The organism is Streptosporangium sp. NPDC051022, assembly GCF_040683035.1.
GTDB lineage: Bacteria > Actinomycetota > Actinomycetes > Streptosporangiales > Streptosporangiaceae > Streptosporangium.
In genome coordinates, this window is record NZ_JBFBCF010000008.1 from 147,191 (window position 1) to 167,286 (window position 20,096).

Consider the following 20,096-nt stretch of genomic DNA (forward strand, 5'->3'; position numbering starts at 1 on the left):
TCGAGACCCCGCACGGTCATACCAAGGAGCCTGTCCAGGTGACGTATCAAGTCGTGGTCAACCACGAGGAGCAGTACTCGATCTGGCCCGCCGACCGGCGGCTTCCCGACGGCTGGCGGCCGGACGGGACCTCGGGGAGCAGGCAGGAGTGTCTCGACCACATCGATCGGGTGTGGACGGACCTGCGGCCGAAGAGCGCCCGATGAGCGCCGCCCGGCCCGCGACGGTGGAGGAACCGGTGGATGTGAGGGAGCTCGTGACGGCCGGGGAGCCGGTGGGAGTGAAGGGGCCCGTGGCGGCGGGGGAGCCGACGGGTGTGCAGGGGTCCGTGACGGCGGGGGAGCCGGTGGGCCGCGTCACGGTCCGCTACGGCGGTGAACGGACCGGCAGCGGGCCGGTGACCGTGGGCCAGGCCAACATGATCCGCTGCGTGCTGTCCGACCCGCCCGAGCACATGAACTACCGCGTCGTACTGGACCTGCAGCCGGGGACGACGCTCACCGACATCGCCGCGGCGGCGGGGACGCTGCTCTCCCGGCACGAGTCGCTGCGCACCACGTTCCGGGACGGGATCCAGTACGTCGCGGCCGAGGGGGAACTGTCCGTCGAGGTGCACGAGGGCGGCGGTTCCGCCGACGTCGCGGACGAGGTGGCGTCGTGGCTGCAGGCCGTACGGTTCGACCTCGCCGCGGAGATCTCGGTGCGGATGGCGGTGATCGTCTCGGACGGCGTCCCCGAGCGCCTCGTCTTCGTCACCACGCACAGCACGGTCGACGCGGGAGGCCTGGCCGTGCTGCGGTCCGAGCTGAACGACCTGCTCCTGGGCAAGCCCCTGGCCGCCGTGACCGCCCCCCAGCCGCTCGACGTGGCCGAGAGCGAGCGGACCCCCGCGAGTGTCAGGAGGGCGGAGGCCGCGCTCCGGTACTGGGAGACCCAGCTGTGGCGGATCCCCCGCTCGACCCTGACGGTCGCGGTCGACGGGGACGACAACGACTGGCTGCTGCCACGTCTGCGGGTCCGTTCGACGGCGGCCGCGCGGGCGCTCGGGCGGATCGCGGCCCGCACCGGCGCCAGCCGTTCCGCCGCGGTGCTGGCCGCCTTCGCCGCGCTCGCCGGAGTGCGGGCCGGCCAGCCCGAGGTCGTGGCCCTGGCGATCTCGGCCAACCGGTTCCGCCCGGAGCTGCGGGAGTACGTCGGCCCGCTCGCCCAGGACGCCCTGGTCCCGGTCGGCGTCGACGAGCCCACGTTCGACGGCGTGCTGCGCCGCACCCGCGCCGCCTCGCTGGCCGCCTACCAGAACAGCCGGTTCGACTCCGACGCGCTCATCCAGATCATGGAGAGGGTGCACCGGGAGAGAGGGGTGTTCTTCGCCCGCGACATCGTCTTCAACGACATGAGCATCCCGGGGCTGGGGCGTCGCACGGGGGGCCGTACCGCGGAGGAGGGCCCGGACATCCGCTCCCACTGGCTCCCCGACGCCACGCTGCCCACCCGCACGTCGCTGTGGGTGCACCTGCTGGAGGGCGAGGTCGACTTCACCCTCTGGGCCGACCCCCGCTGTCTGCCGCGGGCGGACGCCCAGGCGGTCGGCGAGGGGATCATGCGGCTGCTCGTCGAGGCCGGTGACCGGGACGTGCCGATGGCCGAGCTGTCCGGCCTGACCGGGGTCCTTCCGGTGCCCAGGGACGACGGGTGGCTGATGACCGACTCGTGCTGGGTCGAACTGGCCGAGGTCCGGCGGCTCGTCGCCGACGCCGTGGACGGGCGCCCCTTCCTGGTGACGCCGGTCGACGGACGGCTCGTGTGCCACCTCGCCGCGCCGGCGACCCCGCAGGAGGTCCACACCGCCTGCGTGGCCAGGCTGTTCGGCCGGATGTCGGCGATGGCCCCGCACCACTACGTGATCTGTGAGAGCGCCCCCGGCTCTCCCGACGGCTGGCAGGACCAGCCGGTGATCGCCGAAGGCTCGGGACGCTAGTGCTGTGACCGGGAACGTTCACCGGGCCGGACACCGTTCATCGGTGCCGGCCCGCCCCACTCCACCGCTCGCCGTACCGGCGCTCGGACGGTCACGAACACGGTGAAGGCACGCGGTCACCGCACCGGCTGTCACAGGCCCCCGGAACCAGCCCGGTGCTCGCCCAGGTGACCACCCAGGAAACCGCCCAGGTGACGACCCAGCCCACCACCCAGGCCGTCGCCCGATGCTCGAAGGTGTCGGCAGGAGGGGCCTGCCGGCACCGAAAAGGGGGCATGTGATGGGAACGAGCGGTGGCAGGATCGGGGCGCGTGGACCGGTGGCGTGGGTCAAGAGCGCCTACAGCGGACACGGCAACTGCGTTGAGGTGATCGCCGCCGGGGGCGGGGTCGCGGTGCGTGACTCCAAGGTTCCCGACGGCCCGCTGCTGTGGTTCACCCGCGCGGAGTGGAAGGCCTTCCTGGAGGGCGTCAAGGACGGGGAGTTCGACCACTTCGCCGAGGGCGCCTAGCCGTCGGCCGGGGGCGCCGCGGTGGCCCGGCCACCGCGGCGCCCTTCCCGGGGCGGGCGGCCGGTCCGTCCCGGGCGACGGGCCGGGGAACCGGGCCCGGGAGCCGGAAGACGGGGGACCGGGCCCGGGAGCCGGAAGACGGGAGCCGAAAGACGGGAGCCGGAAGACGGGGCCTGGGAAGCGGGGATCTACCGCGTCTGGGCGCGGACCGTGGCGCTGATCTCGGTGAGGAGGTCACGGGCCTGGTCGCCGTAGAGCGCCGACCGGCTCAGCAGGCTCCGCTGGTCGTAGTAGAGACGGATGTCCCGCGGATCGCTGACGAGCAGCTCGGTGTGGAGCGTCTCCACGGTGATGAAGGTGTCGGCCTCGTTGTCGCCCTCGTAGATGACGAAGCCGTGCGGGACGAAGGCGAGAGCCTGGTGGCAATAGGGAATGAGCCCGATGGAGACGTTGTCCAGGGTGCTGAGCGAGGCGATCCGGTCCAGCTGGGCCAGCAGGGTCTGCGGTGAGCCGTGGCGCCAGTGCAGCGCGGCCTCGGCGATCAGGAAGTCGAACCGTTTGTCGCCGTAGAGGCACACCTGACGCTCCAGCCGGGCCGCGACCGCGGCGGCCACGGCGTCGGGGGAGTAGGGCACGCCGAGGATGGGGAACAGCTGGCGGGCGTAGTCGGCGGTCTGCAGCAGACCGGGGATGACCACCGACTCGAACCCGAGCATCGTGTGAACACGGCTTTCGCGTTCCCGCACGTCGTCCTGCAGATGGGAATGCTCAGCGAGCCGGGTCCGCCAGACGTGGGACTCGGTGAAGGCCGCCTCCGTCAGGATCTGCAGCAGCTCCCGAGTCTGGGCGGGAGCCGCCACGGCCTCGGCCCACGCGCCCACCTCGGGCAACGAGGGCAGCGCGGTCCCCGACTCGATCCGTGACACCTTGGACTGGCTGATCCCGATCCGCTGGGCCAGCTCCCGGCCGGAGAGACCGGACAGATCACGCAGGCGGCGCAGTTCGGCGGCCAGCCGTTGCCGTTTGGGCTGCGGCTCTCGCTGCTCGGACATGTCCGCCATTGTGACCTCAGCCTTCCCGCGGAAGCATGCCGGTGCCTCCGGGACTCTCATAGTGATTCAAAATGATTCAATTATGATTCGGATCATGCCAGGAAAGATGACTCGGTGTCAACTATACGGACGCCTGTATTACCCTGATTTCCTAGGTTTTCTAGGGAAAAGTGGCTTGACAGGGAGAAGGAGGTGATTCAATGTGAATCATTATGATGCAAATTGAAGGCACGGGGATTGCTTTCCCTTGGGAACCGCGTGTCGAGGTGGCCGGTACGGCGCACGATTCGCCGATCACCACCGGCGCGGCATCGTCCCCTCGGGTGGCCGGATGGTGTCCGGACACCCACCACGGCGCCGGACGGTCCGCTCTCCACGGTGCCGGACCGCCGATCGCCCCCACGGCCACCGTCTCTACCGCGGGGAGTCAGTGATGATCGAAACCGTGTTTCGCAGCGAGGACCTGCCCGCGCCCGACCGGTTCGCCTGGTGGCTCGAGATGACCGCCAAGTCGTTCGTCCCCACCCTGATGAGCAGCGACCACGAGGCCGACTTCCGGGCCACCCTACGCATGCTCGACCTCGGCCCGGTCCAGCTGTCCACGATGACCTACCCGTCGCTGCGGCCGTACCGCACCCCCAAGCTGATCCGCCAGAGGGATCCCGAGATGTTCTGCCTGTCGCTCACCCTGCGCGGCATCATGGGACTGGCCCAGTCCGGGCGCCAGGTCGTGCTCGGGCCCCAGGACCTGATGCTCTACGACACCTCCCAGCCGTTTTCCGGCTGGACTCTTTCCGAGGACGGCGACGGTGTCGCCGGCATGATCCTGCAGATCCCCAAGGCCCTGATGCCGCTGCCCGCCGACAGCGTGGCCCGGCTCACCGCCACGCGCCTGCCCGGCCAAGAGGGCGTCGGCGCCGTGCTGCGCGCTCACCTCTGCGAGCTGGTCCGCAACGCCGCCGGTTACACGGCCGCCGACACCGTCCGGGTGGGCGCCATCACCCTGGATCTGGTCGCCGCGGTGTGCGCCCACCATCTCGAGGCCGACGCCGTCCTGTCAACGGAGCCCGACCGGCAGGTACTGCAGGCGCGCATCCACGCCTTCATCCAGCGCAACCTCGGCGATCCGGCCCTGTCCGCCGAGACCGTCGCCGCCGCCCACCGGATCTCCACCCGCCACCTGTACCGGCTGTTCCAGGACCAGGGACTGACCGTGGCCGCCTGGATCCGCCAGCGCCGCCTGGAACGCTGCCGCCACGACCTGGTCGACCCTCGGCTGCGCTCCCGGCCCATCCACGCCATCGCCACCCGCTGGGGCTTCACCAACAGCGCGCACTTCAGCCGGCTCTTCCGGACCGCCTACGACATCTCGCCCGCCGACTACCGCAACCTGATGGGGCACGAGGTCATGCGGGAATCGGCAACAACCGTGCGGGAATCGTCAACGACTTCCTGACCGGCGTCCGGCATGCTTCTCGTGAGGCGCGCACGGACACCCTCCGGCCGTCAAGCGTGGGGCCTGAGCTGCCGGAGGGTGTAGCCGTCGCCCGCCGGATCCAGGGATTTGGTGGCCTGCTTGAAGAGATACTCGGCGCGCTCATAGGACAGCCGGCGGCGCCCCGTCTCCGGGCACAGGTCCGCCTCCGGCGGCGTCCGGGACGGTCCGGGCCGTCGGTCGGCGAGGAACAGGGGACCCCGGGACCGGCCGGCCAGCAGACGGGGGAGGAGCCGGGCGGTCCCGGAACGCCAGCCGACCCAGGTGCCGCCCGCGCGGGCCCGGCGGTCCTCCAGGTCCAGGTCCTCGACGTTCAGGGACAGGACGGTCCCCACCCCGGCCGCCGACTCGTGCAGGAGCCTCCACAGCGTCTGTTCGCGCACCGGCAGGCCGGGGCGGTTCCAGAGCGCGTCCAGCTGTGCCGCTGCGATCCCCTCCGTCCGGCCACGGGTCTCGGCCCGGCGGTCGAGTCCCGCCGCGAGGTCCTCCAGGGACGCCCAGGCGCCGAACGACCTGACGGCCGACCGGTGCCGGTTCCACGTCCCGGCCGCCGCGTCGCCCCAGGCGACCGCGAACACCCGCGCCACCTGGTCGGCGGTCAGGGAGGCCAGCGGCGTCTGCCCGCCCAGGGTCAGGCACAGGCGCCGCATGGTCTGCCCGTACGAGCGGATCGTCCCGGCGTCCAGATCGTCGCGCCGGAGGAAGTCCTGGGCGGCCAGTGCGAGGGTGACCTCCGGCGCGCCGGTGCCGGCGACCTCGTCGGCGCGGCGGAGCAGGAAGGCGCGTTCGGCGACGTTCCTGGTGAGAGAGGCGGCCCGCTCGAACTCCAGGCGTGCCTCTCCGTGCCGTCCCAGCCGGGCCAGCATGTCGCCCCGGACGCCCGGCAGAAGGTGGTAGTCCCGCAGCGCGGGGTCGGTGAGCAGGGAGTCGACCAGGGCGAGCCCCGCCTGCGGCCCGTGCGCCATCCCGAGTGCCACGGCCCGGTTGAGTTGCACGACCGGCGTCGGCAGCAGCCGGGCCAGGGCCTCGTACAGGGCCGCGATCTGCGCCCAGTCGGTGTCCTCGGGGGTATGCGCCTGCGCGTGGCACACGGCGATCGCCGCCTGCAGCACGTATGGTCCGGGCGTGCCGCCGACCTCCCGCGCCCATAGCATCGCGGTGAAACCACGGTGGATGAGCAGCCGGTCCCACTTCCCCCGGTTCTGCTCGTGCAACTGCACGGGCTCACCCGAGGGCCCGGTCCGCGCGGCCGAGCGGGACGCCTGGATCTCCATCAGCGCGACCAGCCCGTGCACCTCGGCCTCGTACGGCGCCAGCTCGGCCAGCGACCGGCCCAGCCGCAGCGCCTCCAGGCAGAGCCCCGGCCGTATCAGGTCGTCCCCCGAGGTCGCCGAATACCCCTCGTTGAAGATCAGATAGATGACCTCGAGCACCGACGCCAGACGCTCGGCCAGCTCCGGGCCGTCCGGCAGCTCGAACGGCACCCGTTCCTCGGCCAGCGTCCGCTTCGCCCCGGCGACGCGCTGGGCGATCCTCGGCTCGCCGACGAGGAACGCCCGCGCGATCTCCTCGGTCGTCAGGCCGCCGACCAGCCGGAGCGTCAGCGCCACCCGCGCCTCGGTCGGCAGCACCGGGTGACAGGAGACGAACATCAGCCGCAGGACGTCGTCCTGCTCAGGGGCCTGCTCGGGGGGCCGCTGTTCCAGCTCGTGGGCGAGCTGCTCGTGCTTGCGCTCACGACGCTGGGAGCGCCGGATGTGATCGATGGCGCGGCGCTTGGCGATGGCCGTCAGCCAGGCGCCGGGGTTGTCCGGGACACCCGATTCGGGCCACTGTTCGAGCGCGGCGACCAGCGCGTCCTGGGCCAGCTCCTCGGCGAGGCCGACGTCGTGCACCATCCGCGCGAGGCCGCCGATGATCCTGGCCGACTCGAGTTTCCAGACCGCGTCGATCGTGCGGTGGGCGTCCGTCACAGGCATCCCGTCAAAACGACTCCGTCATGGGCACGGTCATGGGCACGGTCATGGGCACGGCCATGGGCACGACGACGGCACCCGCCCCCGGTCCGTTCATGACCGGGGGCGGGTGCCGTCACCGTTTCGGGGCCGCGGCTCAGCCGAAGACCTGCTGGATCACGCTTTCACCGTCGCCGACGATCCTGCGGAACCGGCGGGTAAGCTCGATCGCCTCCTCCTTGGAACGGACCTCGACCAGGGCGAAGCCGGCCACGGCCTCCTTGGCCTCGGCGAACGGCCCGTCGGTCACCGTGATCTCGTCGCCGGAGGAGGTCACACGCACGCCGCCCGCCTCAAGGCCGCCGGTGGCCAGCAGGACGCCCGCCGCGGTCAGCTCCTCGACGAACTTGGCCATCTCGACGTACAGGTTCTCGTCGGGGGCGGTCTCGGAGGCCTTGGCCGTCATCAGGTAGCGCATGGGTCTTTCTCCTTCACTCACTTGCTTGCTCTGCCAACACGTCGCACGAACCCATGTGACAGGGAACGTACGCGTTCCCTGTCACATCGTCGAACCGACGTGTGGGTGAGAACCGAACAGGACGACCCCAGGAGAGACCTCCACCATGACCGGCACCCGGCTCCCCGCCACCGCTTCCACCACCGCGCCCACCGCTTCCGGCGCCGAGTCCCCCGCCGTTTCCGCCGCTTCCGGCACCGCGTCCGCCTCCACCCGCGCCCTGCTCACCTGCGCCGCCGTCGCGGCACCTCTGTGGGCGGTCGTCTCCCTGGCCCAGGCCGCCACCCGCGAGGGCTTCGACCTGACCCGTCACCCGCTGAGCGCGCTGAGCAACGGCTCCCTCGGCTGGCTGCAGATCGCCAACTTCCTGATCGCCGGAGTCCTGACCGTCGCCGGGGCGGCCGGCCTGCGCCGGGTCCTGCGCGGCACCCCCGGAGGCACGTGGGCGCCGCGGCTCGTCCTGCTCGACGGCATGGGCATGATCGCCGCGGGGGTCTTCGTCATGGACCCGGGTGACGGTTTTCCCGCCGGCACCCCGTACGGGGCCGGGACGCTCACCTGGCACGGCTACGGCCACATGGCCGCCGGCTCGATCGCCTTCACCGCCCTGATCGCCGCCTGCTACGTCCTGGGCCGCCACTTCGGCCGCGCCGGGAGGCGCGGCCACGCCATCGCCTCCCGCGTCGCGGGCACCGCCCTCCTGGTCGGTGACGGCTGGGCGATGAGCGGCGGCACGGCCGGCTCCCTGACCCTGGCCGTCGGGGCCGTCACCGCGATGCTCTGGGTCTCCGCGGTCGCCGCCGAGTACCGCCGCGGCCTCTGAGACCCGCGCCCCCTGGGACCCGCGGCCTCTGGGACTCGCGACCCCTGGGACCCGCGCTCCCTGGAACCCGCGGCCCCTGGGACCCGTGACCCCAACCGCCCGACCTCGACCGCGAGGCTCCTGGTGAAGGCGGAGGCCCCCGCGTCGCAGGCGGAGTGGACCGCGTGGCCCGGGACGCCGCGGAACGCCCCGACGGTCGAGTTGCCGACCACGCGGCCCGATCCCCGCTCGACCATGACGGGCAGGTCCCGGTAATTGGCTCGCACATCGTGCGAGATTCATAGTACGGTGTACGAGTATTGTCCCGAACACTGTGCGAGTCACGGAGTCGCCATGTCATCCCCCCACCCCAGACGGTGGCTGATCCTCGGGGTCCTCTGCCTGAGCCTGCTCGTGCTCGTGGTGGACAACGGGATCCTCAACCTCGCCATCCCCTCCCTCATGAAGGAGCTGGGAGCGAGCCCCGCGGACATCCAGTGGATCATCAACGCCTACATGCTCGCCTTCGCCGGGGTGCTGCTCACGGTGGGCGCCCTGTCCGACCGCTACGGCAGGCGCCGCTTCCTGGTCATCGGCCTGGCGCTGTTCGGCGGGGCCTCCCTGATCGCGACGTTCGCCCAGACGCCCGCCCAGCTGATCGCCTGCCGCGCGCTCATGGGCTTCGGCGGGTCGTTCCTCATGCCGAGCACCCTGTCGATCATCATGAACGTCTTCGATCAGTCCGAGCAGCGCAAGGCCATCGCCGCCTGGAGCTCGGTCCTCATGGCCGGCGGGATCGCCGGGCCGTCGCTGGGCGGCTTCCTCCTCGACCACTACTGGTGGGGATCGGTCTTCCTGATCAACGTCCCGATCAGCGTGCTCGCGATCGCCGCGGCGCTGCTGCTCATGCCGGAGTCCCGGGGCCAGGCCAGGCCCGTCGACATCGTCGGGGCGCTGCTGTCGACCGGCGGCATGGTCGCCCTGGTCTGGGCGATCATCTCCATTCCCGAGCGGGGCTGGACCGCCCCGGCCGTGCTCGCCGCCGGGCTGGTCGCGGTCGTCCTGCTGACCGCCTTCGCCTTCTGGGAGCGCCGCAACCCGCACGCCATGCTGCCGCTCGGGCTCTGGCGTGACCGCAACTTCAGCGGGGCCAGCTTCTCGATCGTGCTGATGGCCTTCTCGGCGGGCGGCCTGCTGCTGATGCTCACGCAGTACCTCCAGTTCGTCCTGGGCTACGGGGTCCTGCAGGCGAGCCTGGCGCTCATCCCCTACATGGTGGCGGCCATCGTCTTCAACGGCCTCGGCGCCACCCTGGGCAAGAAGCTGTCCAACCGCGCCATGGTCACGCTGGGCATGCTGGTGTTCGCGGCCGGATTCCTGCTGCTCACCCGGATGACGCCGGACACCGGTTACCCCCTGTTCATCTCCGGCTTGATGGTGATGGGGGTCGGCGGGGGCCTGGTGGGTCCCTCGGCGTACGCGTCGCTGATGAGCGCGGTGCCGCCGGAGCGCGCCGGCATCGGCTCGGCGCTCAACGACACCGTCCAGCAGACCGGAGGCGCGCTCAGCGTCGCCCTGCTCGGCAGCGTGCTGGCGGCGGCCTACTCCTCCGGCCTGCCGGACGGCGTGCCCGCACCTGCCAGGGAGTCGATCGCCACCGCGCTCGCCATCGGCGACCCGGCGCTCGCCCGGACCGCGAAGGCGGCCTTCGTCGACGCCATGGCGATGGGGATGGTCGTCGGCGCGGTCGGCGCGGTGGCCGCCGCGCTCGTGGCCTGGGCGCTGCTGCGCCCGATCGAGACGCCCGCCCCGGCCGGTCCTCCCGCCGACTCCCCGGCGTCCCCGGCCGAGGTCTCCGAGCAGGTCTGACGGTCCGGCCCGGCCCGCTAACGGGCCGGACCGTCCGACGGGGACAGCGAGGCGAGCACCGGGGGCAGCTCGCCGGTGTGCACGACCCCCAGGCGCTGGGTGGGCCGGGTCAGCGCGACGTACAGGTCGTTCGGCCCGCGCGCCGACTCCGCCATGATCCGCGCCGGTTCGACGACCAGTACCGAGTCGAACTCCAGCCCCTTGGCCTGCCCGGCGGTGAGGACCGTCACCCGGTGCTCCGGCTCCCCGCTCTCCCCGTGCCCGATGACGGGCGAGGAGAGCGCGGGGGAGGCCCCGGGAACGGACATGGGGAAGGACACGGGAAAGGACACGGCGTCGGCGACGGCCCGGCCCAGCTCCGCCGACAGCGCCGCGGGCACGATCACCGCCAGCCGCCGCTCGCCCGGCAGGGCGGCCTCGCGGGCGACGATCTCCCCCAGGCGGGCGGCCAGCGCGTCGCGCGGCACCTCCGCGTGCCAGGGCCGGACACCGGTCTCGCGCACCGACCGCGGCGGCTCGATCGCCGGGTCGATCGCGGCCAGCAACTTCGAGGCGACCGCCATGATCTCGGCGGGGACGCGGTAGTTGAGGGTCAGCCGCTCCAGGTGCCACCGGTCCTCCAGGTACGGGCCGAGAACCCGCCGCCAGGAGGTCGTGCCCGCCGGGTCGCCGGTCTGGGCGACGTCGCCGACGAGCGTCATCCACCTGGTGGGGCAGCGCCGCATGAGCAGCCGCCACGCCATCTCCGACAGCTCCTGGGCCTCGTCGACGATGACGTGCCCGAAGGTCCACGTCCGGTCGGCCGCCGCCCGCTCGGCGGTCGTCCGGGGGTCGGCCTCCTCGTGGCGCCCGGCGAGCGCGTCGGCGTCCACGAGATCGTAGGCCGACAGGACCTCCGGCTCCTGGTCGTCCTCCAGGTCGGTGGAACGGGAGCCGAAGGTGACGTCCAGCACGCCCTGGGCATAGGCGATCCGCTCCCGGCGCAGCCGTTCGGCGAGCGCCCCGGCGGCCCGGTCGTCCTCGCCGAGCAGTTCGGCCGCCTCGTCCAGCAGCGGAACGTCCGAGGCCGTCCATCCGCTCCCCGGATCGCGCACCAGCGGCAGCCGTTCCGCCTCGGTGAGCCCGGGAGCGGCGGACGCGAGCCGTTCGGGGGAGGAGAACAGGTCGGTGAGCAGCCGCTGCGGGGTCAGCGACGGCCACAGCAGGTCGATCGCGGCCAGCACCCCGGGGGCGGCGCGCATCTCCCGGCGGATGTCCGCGACCTGGGTCTCGTCGAGCAGGTTGGGGCCGCCGAACAGGTCGGCGCCGATCCGGTCCGCGTACTGCCGGGCGAGGGCGTCGACGATCACCGGGACGACGAGCGGCCGGGCCTGGTTGTGCGGCAGCCGGGAGTCGCGTCCCAGATCCCGCGCCCGGACACAGGTCGCCCGGTCCAGCCGCAGGGTCTCGCCCTCGAAGACGACCTCCAGCGCGTCCGCGGGCACCCACTGCCGATCGCGTACGGCCGCCGCCACCACCTCCGCCATGCGGGCCCCTCCCTTGATCTCCGCGGCCCCGGCCGGCTCGGCACGGCTCACCCTCACCCCCGGGTACAGCTCGCCGACGGTCGACAGCAGGACGCCGGTCTCGCCGAGCGAGGGCAGCACCCGCTCGATGTAGCGCAGGAAGGCGGTGTTCGGGCCGACGATCAGCACTCCCCGCCGGGCCAGCAGGTCGCGGTGCGTGTACAGCAGGAACGCGGCCCTGTGCAGGGCGACGGCGGTCTTGCCGGTGCCGGGACCGCCCTGCACGACGAGCACGTTGCGGTGCCCGGAGCGGATGATCCTGTCCTGGTCGGCCTGGATCGTCGAGACGATGTCCGTCATGTGGCCGGTCCGGCCGGCGTTCAGCGCGGCCAGCAGCGTGGCCTCGCCGGTCAGCTCCGTGCGTCCGGTCCCGTCCACGGAGCGCAGGTCGAGGATCTCCTCGTGGACGTCCACCACCTTCCGGCCGCGTGTCCTGATGTGCCCGCGCCGTTCGACGCCGTGCGGGGAGACCGCCGTGGCGAGGTAGAACGGCCGCGCCGCGGGTGCCCGCCAGTCGATCAGCAGCGGTTCGCCGTCGTCCGGTGCGTCGCCTCCGCCGGATTCGTCATCGCGATATTCAGGAGAAATACCGATTCGGCCGATATAGCGCTGGGCGCCGCCCTCAAGGTCGAGCCGGCCGAAACACAGCCCGTTCTCCGCGGCGTTCAGCCGGGCCAGCCGCGCGCCGTATCCGGCGTGGGCGGCGTCCCGTTCGCTCCGTGCCTGAGGGGTTTCACCCGGCTGCCGCAGTATCCCCGCCAACCGGGCGGACGTCTGTTCCCGGAGGTCGTCGAGCCGTTCGTAGAGCATCGAAACGTATTTCTGCGCCGCGGCCGTCTCCGCGCTTGACAAAATCCGCCTCCCCTGGAATAATAAAGTGGGGTTTTGTGTTTCCTTTGTGCATTTTCTAATGTAGCGCACAATCGCCCCGTTCACTGTGGCGCTTTCGACGCGTTCCCCCTTTCCGTGCACCCGGAGTGTCCAGAGCGGACGTCGCCGGACCGGCGCTCCCGCCGGGGAGCGGCTCCGGTGTGAGCGCACCCGAGGGGTCACGAGCCTCCGCGGGCCGCCCCCGCTCCGCCGAATCCCGCTCCGCCGGGCCCCGCTCCCGCCTGCCCTGTCTCGCCCTGCCGCGTCACGTCTCGCGGCGATGATCCGCGGGTGCGTCCCGGGCGTCCGGAAAATCCGTTCATGTGCCGGATGATTCGCGGGGAAACGTGGAGACGGTGGTTTTCGCGCCTTTCCTGTCCGTTTTGCGGTGTGGCACACCCGCTGTTCCGGCGCCCCGGAAACGGGGTTCCGGGCGACGATCTCAGAGTTTTTGAGTGATTCACCCTCCGGTCGCGCTCCGTCGCATTTCTGGTGGTGAAGGCGCTGCTGCGGACGTTTGTTCGCTTTTTTTGGCGATAATGAGCTGAGCTCGGATATTCGCCGGTCCATCTCCGTGGACATTTCCCGGAATCTGCGATCTCATATTTTCGCCAGTCCTCAGCGGAACATTTATGAGATGCGGAGAAACGCATGGCCGGTTGGCGAAGAACAATGGCGGTCGTCGTCGCGTTCGCGACGGCGATCGGTTTCGGTGCCGTCGAGGCGCGGCCCTCGGCGGCGGTGCCGTCCCAGGACCTCCGGATCACCCGTTTCCTCGGCGAGCAGCGCCTGCCGCACAGGATGCAGTTCGCCGACACCACCGTCGGGGGCCTGTCCGGCATCGACCGCGACCCGTTCACCGGCACGTGGTACTTCATCTCCGACGACCGGTGGCGCTACAACCCCGCCCGCTTCTACACCGGCAGGCTGGACATCGACCCGCTGACCGGGCGGTTCACCGGGGTGGACCTCACCGGCGTCACCACCCTCCTGCGCCCGGACGGAACCCCCTACCCGGCGTACGGGCAGCCCGAGTCCGCCGACCCCGAGACGATCCGCTTCGACCCCTGGCGCCGCAGGCTCCTGTGGGGCCACGAGGGCGACAGGCCCGACGAGACACACCCCGCGATCCCGGTCTCCAACCTGTTCCTGCGCTGGACCGACCGGCGGGGACGCCACCTCGGCGAGCTGCCGCTGCCCGGCAACCTGAGGCTGACCGAGACCACCTCGGGCCCCCGCCGCAACTTCGGGTTCGAGGGCCTGACCTTCACGCCCCACACCATCGCGGCCGTCGTCGAGGGGCCGCGATACGAGGACGGGCAGCCCCCGACGGTCGAGCACGGCGCGCCCGCCCGCATCACCGTGTGGAGCCGCGACGGACGGATCCGCGCGCAGTACGCCTATCCGATCGACCCGCTGCCCGCCGCGCCGATCCCGCCGACCGGCCAGACCGACAGCGGCGTCTCGGAGATCCTGGCGATCGACGACCACCGGTACCTCGCCCTGGAGCGCTCCTGGATCGAGGGCGTCAACTACCGGGTCAAGCTGTACGAGGTCGATCTGCGCGGAGCCACGGACGTGCTGAACGACGACAGCCTGGCGACCGGCGGATCGTACCGTCCCGTCACCAAGCGCCTGGTCCACGAGTTCGCCCCCACCGACGTGCCGGTGCAGAACCTCGAAAGCCTCGCCTGGGGGCCGCGCCTGATCAGCGGGGAGTGCACGCTGGTGGTCGGCTCCGACGACAACTTCGACGCCCGGGAGGTCACGCAGTTCCTGGCCTTCGCCGTCCGGGGCTGCTGACCGCCGAAGGCGCCGCACCCTCCCGGAGACGCCCCGGGAGGCGATCCGCGCACGGCCCGCGCGACAGCGGTCCGGCCGGTTAGCGTGGAGGAGGGCGCGTGCGGCGCCCGGTGTTCGGACGGCGCGGAGACGGCGCGCGGACAGGGAGGCGACGGTGCCGGAAGACGGTGAGCGCGAGTGGGTTCCCGAGGCGGTGCACAAGCCCGGTGACCAGACGCACGAGTACGTCGTCGAGCGGGTCAGGGACATCACCCGGGAGGGGAGGATCGTGTTCGAGACCCCCGGCGGGAAGATCGACACCGGCCTGCGGCGGCTGATCCCGGTGACCTACGACATCGACCTCGACCACCCCGAGGTCACCAGGACCGGCGAGGACAAGTGACCGGTACGGCCGGGCCGGCGCGGACGGGTGACCGGCGCGGGCGGGCCCGGCCGGGCGTTCCCCGGGTGAGGCGCGGGTGAGCGGTCCCGGCGGTGGGGACGTCCACCGCCGGGACGCGTGTCACCCGGCCTGTCCCGCCGAGTGCGGCGGCGCGGCGGGTTCGAGGTCCCGTCCGGCCGCGCCGCGGCCCCTGGCGGACCGGGTCACGAACTCGGCCGCCTTCTCCGCGATCATGATGGCCGGGGCGTTGGTGTTGCCCGTCGTCACCGCCGGCATGATCGAGGCGTCCGCCACCCACAGGCCCTCGACGCCGTGGACGCGCAGCGTGGGGTCGACCACCGCCTGCCCGTCCACGCCCATCTTGCAGGTGCCCGACTGGTGGTGGTAGGTGACGACGGTCTCGCGGATGTAGGCGTGCAGCCCCTCCTCGGTCTCCGCCAGCGATCCCGGATAGAGCTCGTAGGCGTCCCAGCCCTCGCGCAGCGCCGGAGCCGCCACGATCTCCTGGCACAGCCGTACGGCCGCGGCCAGCGCCGTCACGTCGGCATGCTCGGACAGCACCCGCGGATCGATGAGCACCGGGTCGGAGGGGGAGGCGCCCGACAGGCGGATGACCCCGTGGCTGAGCGGGCGGATCAGGCCCGCCATGAGGGAGACGCCGTCCGGCGGCCCCTCCATCCACCGCTCGTAGAGGGGCGCGTCGAAGTGGAGCGGCTGCAGGTCGGGCACGGGCAGGCCGGGCCTGCTGTGCCAGAACAGGTGGCTCTGGGTGCGCGGGAGACCGTGCGACGGCGGGAGCGGCCGGCTGGTCGCGGCGATCACCGGCACCAGCCAGTGGTCCTGGAGGTTGCGCCCGACCCCCGGCAGGTCCGCCTGCACGGCGATGCCGTGCGAACGCAGCGCGGCGGCGTCGCCGATCCCGGAGCGCATGAGGATCTCCGGTGAGCCGATCGCGCCCGCGCTCAGCACGACCTCCTGCCCGGCCAGGCCGCGCTCCAGCACGCCCTCCCGCTCCCACTCGACGCCGACGCAGCGCCCGCCCTCGAACAGGAGCCGGTGGACCACCGCGCCGGTCACCAGCGTGAACCCGCCGGAGTCCGGCCATGGCTCCAACAGCGGCCCCAGGTAGGCGTCCGCGGTCGTCCAGCGGCGGTGGTCGTGGATGGTGAACTGCATGAAGGACACGCCGTCCTGCGAGGCGCCGTTGTAGTCCGGGTTGAACGGCAGCCCGGCCTGCTGCGCGGCCTCGACGATCGACCGGTGGGCGGGCGACGGCTCGTACCCGGTCAGGATGTGCAGCGGCCCGAGCGGGTCCCCGGCCGAGACGTCCGCCGAGTCCGGGGCCTCGATCCGCTCGAAGACCGGGCGCACGTCCTCCCACGCCCATCCGGGGTTGCCGAGCGAGGCCCAGTGGTCGTAGTCGGCCGGGTTCCCCCGCACCCAGATCATGGCGTTCAGGTTGTGCGACCCGCCGACGGCGCGGCCGCGCGGCAGGTGCAGGCGGCGGTTGTGGGCGTGCCCCTGCGGCACCGTGCGGTAGCCCCAGTCGAAGGGGGAGTCCCACAGCTCGTGCATCCGCGCGGGGTCGTCGACGGCCGCGACCCGCTGCGCGGGCCCCGCCTCCACGAGCAGCACGCTCGCACCGGCGTCGGCCAGCCTGCGCGCGACCACGGAACCGGCGGAACCGGCGCCGACCACGATCACATCGGCGTTGAACACGTTCGGCGCTCCGTTCACGAGATCACCAGGCCGCCGTTGGGGCTGAGCGTCTGCCCGGTGAAGTAGGTTCCGCCGTCGCCGGCGAGGAAGGCGACGGTGTCGGCGATCTCGCGGGGCAGCCCGAAGCGCCCCAGGGCGATCCGCTCCTCCAGGTCGGCGCGCATCCGCCCGCCGATGACCGAGCCGAGCGGGGTCTCGATGTAGCCGGGGGCCACGCAGTTGACGCGGATGCCGTACGGCGCGACGTCGCGGGCCACCGCCCGGGTCAGCGCCTGGATCCCGCCCTTGGCCGCCGAGTAGTGCGGCAGGTGCTCGCAGCCGGTGAGCCCGCAGATGGAGGAGACGTTGACGATCGAGCCGGAGCGCTGCGCGGTCATGACCCGCAGCGCCGCCCGGGTGCAGTAGAACGTGCCGTCGAGGTGCACGGCGAGCATGTCCCGCCAGGCCTCGTCGGAGATGTTCACGGTCGCGTCGACCGTCGTGACCGGCGTGCCGTCCGTCCTCAGCTCCTCCAGGCGCGCGTCGAGCCGGCCGAAGGCGTCCTCCGCCTCCTGGCCGCCGCGCACCCCGGCGTTGTTCACCAGGATGTCCAGGCGGCCGTAGGTCTCCGCCACCTCGGCGATCACCTCGTCGACGGCGGCGGAGTCCGCCACGTCGGCGATCCTGGCCTCGGCCTTCCTGAGCGTGCCCGCCGTCAGCTCGGCCGCCTCCCGGACCCGGTCGAGCACCACGACGGTCGCTCCGTCCGCGTCCAGGCGTCGGCAGATCGCCTCGCCTATGCCCGAGCCGCCTCCGGTGACCAGGGCGATCCTGTCTTTCAGCGGATTTTCGAGTGTGCCCACCTCTGTGTCCTTCCACGAGCCCCGAGGTCGCGATGACTGCCACGCTAACCACGGGGCCGAGCGCCGGAACTCGCCGGGAGACGACCGGGTGAGCGAAAGACAAGGAGTGGTCACCCAGAGTCAAGTGTGTTCCGCGTCACCTCCGCCAACCTTGGCGCAAGTCCGGTACAAGGAGACATCCGCTACGAGGAGACGGAGGGACGACGTGAGTGTCGACGATGTCGGAACGGAGGGACCGGTGACGGGGGACGCCCCGGCTGCCCCGGGGAACCGTGCGACGCGGTCGCCGTACGGGCCGCTGGGCGTCCTCGCGCGGCGGGTTCCGGCGATGGAGTCCATGAGCGTGCTGGTGGCGACGGTCGCCCTGGTCGTCGTGATCGGCATCCTGCACCCGGACTTCCTGTCGGCCGGGCAGTTGCTCGACACGCTGCAGGCGTCGGTCTACGTCGGCCTGCTCGCGGGGGGCATGGCCTTCCTGATCTCGATGCGGGAGATCGACCTGTCCGTCGGATCGATGTTCGGGCTCTCCCTCATCAGCATGGGCCTGCTGATCGACCAGGGGATCTCCCCGTGGCTGGCGGGTCTCCTGGGTGTCGTGCTCGGCGGCCTGCTGGGCCTGGTCAACGCGCTCGTCGTGCAGTTCATCGGCATCCCGACCATCGTGGCGACGCTGGCCACGCTGTCGGTCTACCGCGGTCTGGCGCTCGCCCTCAGCGAGGGGCAGCAGGTGACCGGCATGCCGGTGGAGAACTCCTTCTTCACCTTCCTCGGCGGCAAGACCTTCGGCGTCTACACGAGCGTGTGGGTGCTCGTCGCCGTCGCCGTCCTGCTCACCGTCGTCCTGAGGTTCACCTCGTTCGGATACCGGGTGCGCGCGATCGGCTCGAACCCCGACGCCGCCACGTTCTCCGGCATCTCGGCCAACCGGGTCAGGATGCAGGTCCTGGTGATGATGGGCCTGCTGGCCGGTGTCGCCGCCGCGCTCGGGCTGGCCTTCTTCACCTCGGGCGACCCCAACATCGGCACCGGCTTCGAACTGCAGGCCATCGCGGCGGCCGTCATCGGCGGCACTCCGCTGCGCGGCGGCACCGCGACCGTCGTCGGCGCGATCTTCGGAGCGATCCTCCTGGCCGTCGTCGGCAGCGGGCTGCAGTACTTCAACATCCCCGTCAACTGGAGCTCCTTCGCGACCGGCGCGGTGATCCTGCTGGCCGTCTCGCTCGACAGCCTGCTGCGCAGGCGCCGCAGGCGTAAGGACGCGGAGCTGGGCCTCTGACGGACCGGCCCGCGACGGACGGGGCCACGAACCGGTCGGCGACGACCGGACCCGTCCATCTCCTGAAAAACTAAGTGATCACCGTTCCGGACAAGCCCGTTCTGAACGACCTACGAGAAACCACGGCCATCCGCACACAACCCCCACCACCCCCCACGTGATTTTCGAGGAGCCGTCCATGACCGCTGAACAGAGGCGCCGGGGCCTGCCCCGCCGCCACCGTACGTTCACCGTCCTGTCGATTCTCACCGTCTCAGCCGTCATGCTCACCGCCTGTTCCTCGGGCTCGTCATCCGACTCGAAGGACGCGGCGGGCACGGGCGGCGGCAAGGACAAGCCCCTGCGGATGGGGTTCATCTACGCGACGTCGACCCAGAACCCGTTCCAGGAGATGGCCTTCGGCGCCAAGGCCGCCGCCGAGCAGGCGGGCAACGTCACGCTCAACTCGGCGGCGCCGGTCGGCGTCAACGGTCCCGCGCAGGTCCAGCTCTTCCAGTCCGCGATCAGGAACTCCCCCGACGGGATCGCGCTGGAGACGCTCACCCCCGACCTGTTCGTCCGGCCGCTGAACCAGGCCACCGAGCAGAACATCCCGCTGGCCGCCGTCGACACGGCGGCGCCGCCCGGCACGAAGGTCGACCTCTACGTCGGCAACAGCAACACCGAACTCGGCACCGCGCTGGGCAACGAGTTCATCAAGCACGTGCCCGCGGACGCGAAGGGCGAGGTCGTCATCGGCAACGACATCCCCGGCCTCCAGCTGCTGGTGCAGCGGGCCGACGCGCTCATCGCGGTCATCAAGAAGGAACGCCCCGGGCTGACGATCAGCGGGCCGTACGACACCAAGTCCGAGCCGACCGACAACTTCAACGCCTGGCAGGGCGTGGTGAAGGCCCACCCGAAGGCGATCGCCTTCCTCGGCGTCGGCGGTCAGGACGGCGTCTCGCTGCCCCTGATCCAGCAGCAGACCGGCCGTAAGTTCCTGGCGGGCTCGGCGGACATCCCGCCGGAGGCGCTGAAGGCCGTCAAGGACGGCTACCTGTTCGCGCTCTCCTCCCCGGAGCACTGGCTCAAGGGATACGTGGCGATGCGCCTGCTCATCGAGTCCAAGCGCACCGGTAAGCCGATGCCGTCCGGCTGGTGGAACCCGGGCACGCTCGTCGTCAACAAGGACAACGTCGACGAGATCATCAAGCGGCAGACCGACGAGGTCACCCGGGCGGCCTACTTCAAGACCGTCGTGTACAAGCAGTTCGCCGACCAGGCCTCGTTCATCAAGCCGATCGGGCAGGCCAACTGAGACCGGCGGGGCGGCCGGTCAGGGGCAGACCGGCCGCCCCGTCCGGTGCCGTGTGACCCGGCGACCGCCCGTGGTCACCGCACCGGCAACCCGCGGGGTCCCCGCCCCCCGCGACTCACATGCCCCCCGCACAAGCCCGCAGCCCGTACAGCCCGCGAAG

16 protein-coding genes are annotated in these 20,096 nt (G+C 71.6%); 10 read left to right on the forward strand and 6 right to left on the reverse strand.

Features of this window, described 5'->3' with window-relative positions; all coding sequences use genetic code 11:
• The first annotated feature begins 38 nt into the window (after positions 1-38).
• From AB0N02_RS16540 to AB0N02_RS16550, 3 genes are all read left to right on the forward strand, one after another.
• Positions 39-206 carry an MbtH family protein gene (locus tag AB0N02_RS16540; protein WP_363946608.1) on the forward strand — a complete coding sequence of 56 codons (168 nt, stop codon included), beginning with the start codon at positions 39-41 and terminating at the stop codon, positions 204-206.
• Positions 203-1,978, forward strand: coding sequence for a condensation domain-containing protein (locus AB0N02_RS16545; protein ID WP_363946611.1), 1,776 nt, complete (start codon positions 203-205; stop codon positions 1,976-1,978). The genes AB0N02_RS16540 and AB0N02_RS16545 overlap by 4 nt, the downstream gene beginning before the upstream one ends.
• A gap of 280 nt (positions 1,979-2,258) precedes the next feature.
• A complete protein-coding gene (locus AB0N02_RS16550) occupies positions 2,259-2,489 on the forward strand; it encodes a DUF397 domain-containing protein (RefSeq protein ID WP_363946614.1) in 231 nt (76 codons plus the stop codon).
• 188 nt (positions 2,490-2,677) lie between these two features.
• Here AB0N02_RS16550 and AB0N02_RS16555 read toward each other — a convergent pair whose 3' ends face one another.
• Entirely contained in the window at positions 2,678-3,541 is an 864-nt protein-coding gene (locus AB0N02_RS16555; RefSeq protein ID WP_363946617.1) for a helix-turn-helix transcriptional regulator, read from the reverse strand.
• Positions 3,542-3,974: 433 nt separating this feature from the next.
• On the opposite strand from AB0N02_RS16555, the gene AB0N02_RS16560 reads away from it, so the two are divergent.
• Positions 3,975-4,997, forward strand: a complete 1,023-nt coding sequence (locus AB0N02_RS16560) for a helix-turn-helix domain-containing protein (protein ID WP_363946620.1) — start codon at positions 3,975-3,977, stop codon at positions 4,995-4,997.
• Between the two features lie 50 nt (positions 4,998-5,047).
• Here AB0N02_RS16560 and AB0N02_RS16565 read toward each other — a convergent pair whose 3' ends face one another.
• Together AB0N02_RS16565 and AB0N02_RS16570 are read right to left on the reverse strand one after the other, a co-directional pair.
• Entirely contained in the window at positions 5,048-7,015 is a 1,968-nt protein-coding gene (locus AB0N02_RS16565; protein WP_363946623.1) for a sigma-70 family RNA polymerase sigma factor, read from the reverse strand.
• A 133-nt stretch (positions 7,016-7,148) separates the two neighbouring features.
• A complete protein-coding gene (locus AB0N02_RS16570) occupies positions 7,149-7,469 on the reverse strand; it encodes a YciI family protein (RefSeq protein WP_363946626.1) in 321 nt (106 codons plus the stop codon).
• Between the two features lie 145 nt (positions 7,470-7,614).
• Here AB0N02_RS16570 and AB0N02_RS16575 point away from each other — a divergent pair, with 145 nt between their 5' ends.
• Together AB0N02_RS16575 and AB0N02_RS16580 are read left to right on the forward strand one after the other, a co-directional pair.
• Positions 7,615-8,331, forward strand: coding sequence for a DUF998 domain-containing protein (locus tag AB0N02_RS16575; protein WP_363946629.1), 717 nt, complete (start codon positions 7,615-7,617; stop codon positions 8,329-8,331).
• 333 nt (positions 8,332-8,664) lie between these two features.
• Entirely contained in the window at positions 8,665-10,179 is a 1,515-nt protein-coding gene (locus AB0N02_RS16580; protein WP_363946632.1) for an MFS transporter, read from the forward strand.
• A gap of 17 nt (positions 10,180-10,196) precedes the next feature.
• Here AB0N02_RS16580 and AB0N02_RS16585 read toward each other — a convergent pair whose 3' ends face one another.
• Positions 10,197-12,596: a helicase gene (locus AB0N02_RS16585; protein ID WP_363946635.1), complete on the reverse strand. Its 2,400-nt coding sequence runs from the start codon at positions 12,594-12,596 to the stop codon at positions 10,197-10,199.
• Positions 12,597-13,265: 669 nt separating this feature from the next.
• Here AB0N02_RS16585 and AB0N02_RS16590 point away from each other — a divergent pair.
• On the forward strand, positions 13,266-14,417 hold the full coding sequence (locus tag AB0N02_RS16590; RefSeq protein ID WP_363946638.1) for an esterase-like activity of phytase family protein: 1,152 nt from the start codon (positions 13,266-13,268) through the stop codon (positions 14,415-14,417).
• Between the two features lie 154 nt (positions 14,418-14,571).
• Positions 14,572-14,799 (forward strand): hypothetical protein, encoded by a 228-nt coding sequence (locus AB0N02_RS16595; RefSeq protein WP_363946641.1) that lies wholly within the window; start codon positions 14,572-14,574, stop codon positions 14,797-14,799.
• A gap of 120 nt (positions 14,800-14,919) precedes the next feature.
• Here AB0N02_RS16595 and AB0N02_RS16600 read toward each other — a convergent pair whose 3' ends face one another.
• Together AB0N02_RS16600 and AB0N02_RS16605 are read right to left on the reverse strand one after the other, a co-directional pair.
• Positions 14,920-16,536, reverse strand: a complete 1,617-nt coding sequence (locus AB0N02_RS16600) for a GMC family oxidoreductase N-terminal domain-containing protein (RefSeq protein ID WP_363946644.1) — start codon at positions 16,534-16,536, stop codon at positions 14,920-14,922.
• A complete protein-coding gene (locus tag AB0N02_RS16605; RefSeq protein WP_363946647.1) occupies positions 16,533-17,360 on the reverse strand; it encodes an SDR family NAD(P)-dependent oxidoreductase in 828 nt (275 codons plus the stop codon). The genes AB0N02_RS16600 and AB0N02_RS16605 overlap by 4 nt, the downstream gene beginning before the upstream one ends.
• A gap of 205 nt (positions 17,361-17,565) precedes the next feature.
• Here AB0N02_RS16605 and AB0N02_RS16610 point away from each other — a divergent pair, with 205 nt between their 5' ends.
• Both AB0N02_RS16610 and AB0N02_RS16615 read left to right on the forward strand, forming a co-directional pair.
• Positions 17,566-18,636 carry an ABC transporter permease gene (locus tag AB0N02_RS16610; RefSeq protein WP_363946650.1) on the forward strand — a complete coding sequence of 357 codons (1,071 nt, stop codon included), beginning with the start codon at positions 17,566-17,568 and terminating at the stop codon, positions 18,634-18,636.
• A gap of 178 nt (positions 18,637-18,814) precedes the next feature.
• A complete protein-coding gene (locus AB0N02_RS16615; protein WP_363946653.1) occupies positions 18,815-19,936 on the forward strand; it encodes a sugar ABC transporter substrate-binding protein in 1,122 nt (373 codons plus the stop codon).
• Positions 19,937-20,096: the final 160 nt, after the last annotated feature.

Excerpts from the sequence above, each read along its gene's own strand:
- AB0N02_RS16545 (WP_363946611.1), top strand. The coding sequence starts at position 203 with ATGAGCGCCGCCCGGCCCGCGACGGTGGAGGAACCGGTGGATGTGAGG.
- AB0N02_RS16550 (WP_363946614.1), top strand. The coding sequence starts at position 2,259 with ATGGGAACGAGCGGTGGCAGGATCGGGGCGCGTGGACCGGTGGCGTGG.
- AB0N02_RS16555 (WP_363946617.1), bottom strand. The coding sequence starts at position 3,541 with ATGTCCGAGCAGCGAGAGCCGCAGCCCAAACGGCAACGGCTGGCCGCC.
- AB0N02_RS16560 (WP_363946620.1), top strand. The coding sequence starts at position 3,975 with ATGATCGAAACCGTGTTTCGCAGCGAGGACCTGCCCGCGCCCGACCGG.
- AB0N02_RS16565 (WP_363946623.1), bottom strand. The coding sequence starts at position 7,015 with ATGCCTGTGACGGACGCCCACCGCACGATCGACGCGGTCTGGAAACTC.
- AB0N02_RS16570 (WP_363946626.1), bottom strand. The coding sequence starts at position 7,469 with ATGCGCTACCTGATGACGGCCAAGGCCTCCGAGACCGCCCCCGACGAG.
- AB0N02_RS16575 (WP_363946629.1), top strand. The coding sequence starts at position 7,615 with ATGACCGGCACCCGGCTCCCCGCCACCGCTTCCACCACCGCGCCCACC.
- AB0N02_RS16580 (WP_363946632.1), top strand. The coding sequence starts at position 8,665 with ATGTCATCCCCCCACCCCAGACGGTGGCTGATCCTCGGGGTCCTCTGC.
- AB0N02_RS16590 (WP_363946638.1), top strand. The coding sequence starts at position 13,266 with ATGGCCGGTTGGCGAAGAACAATGGCGGTCGTCGTCGCGTTCGCGACG.
- AB0N02_RS16615 (WP_363946653.1), top strand. The coding sequence starts at position 18,815 with ATGACCGCTGAACAGAGGCGCCGGGGCCTGCCCCGCCGCCACCGTACG.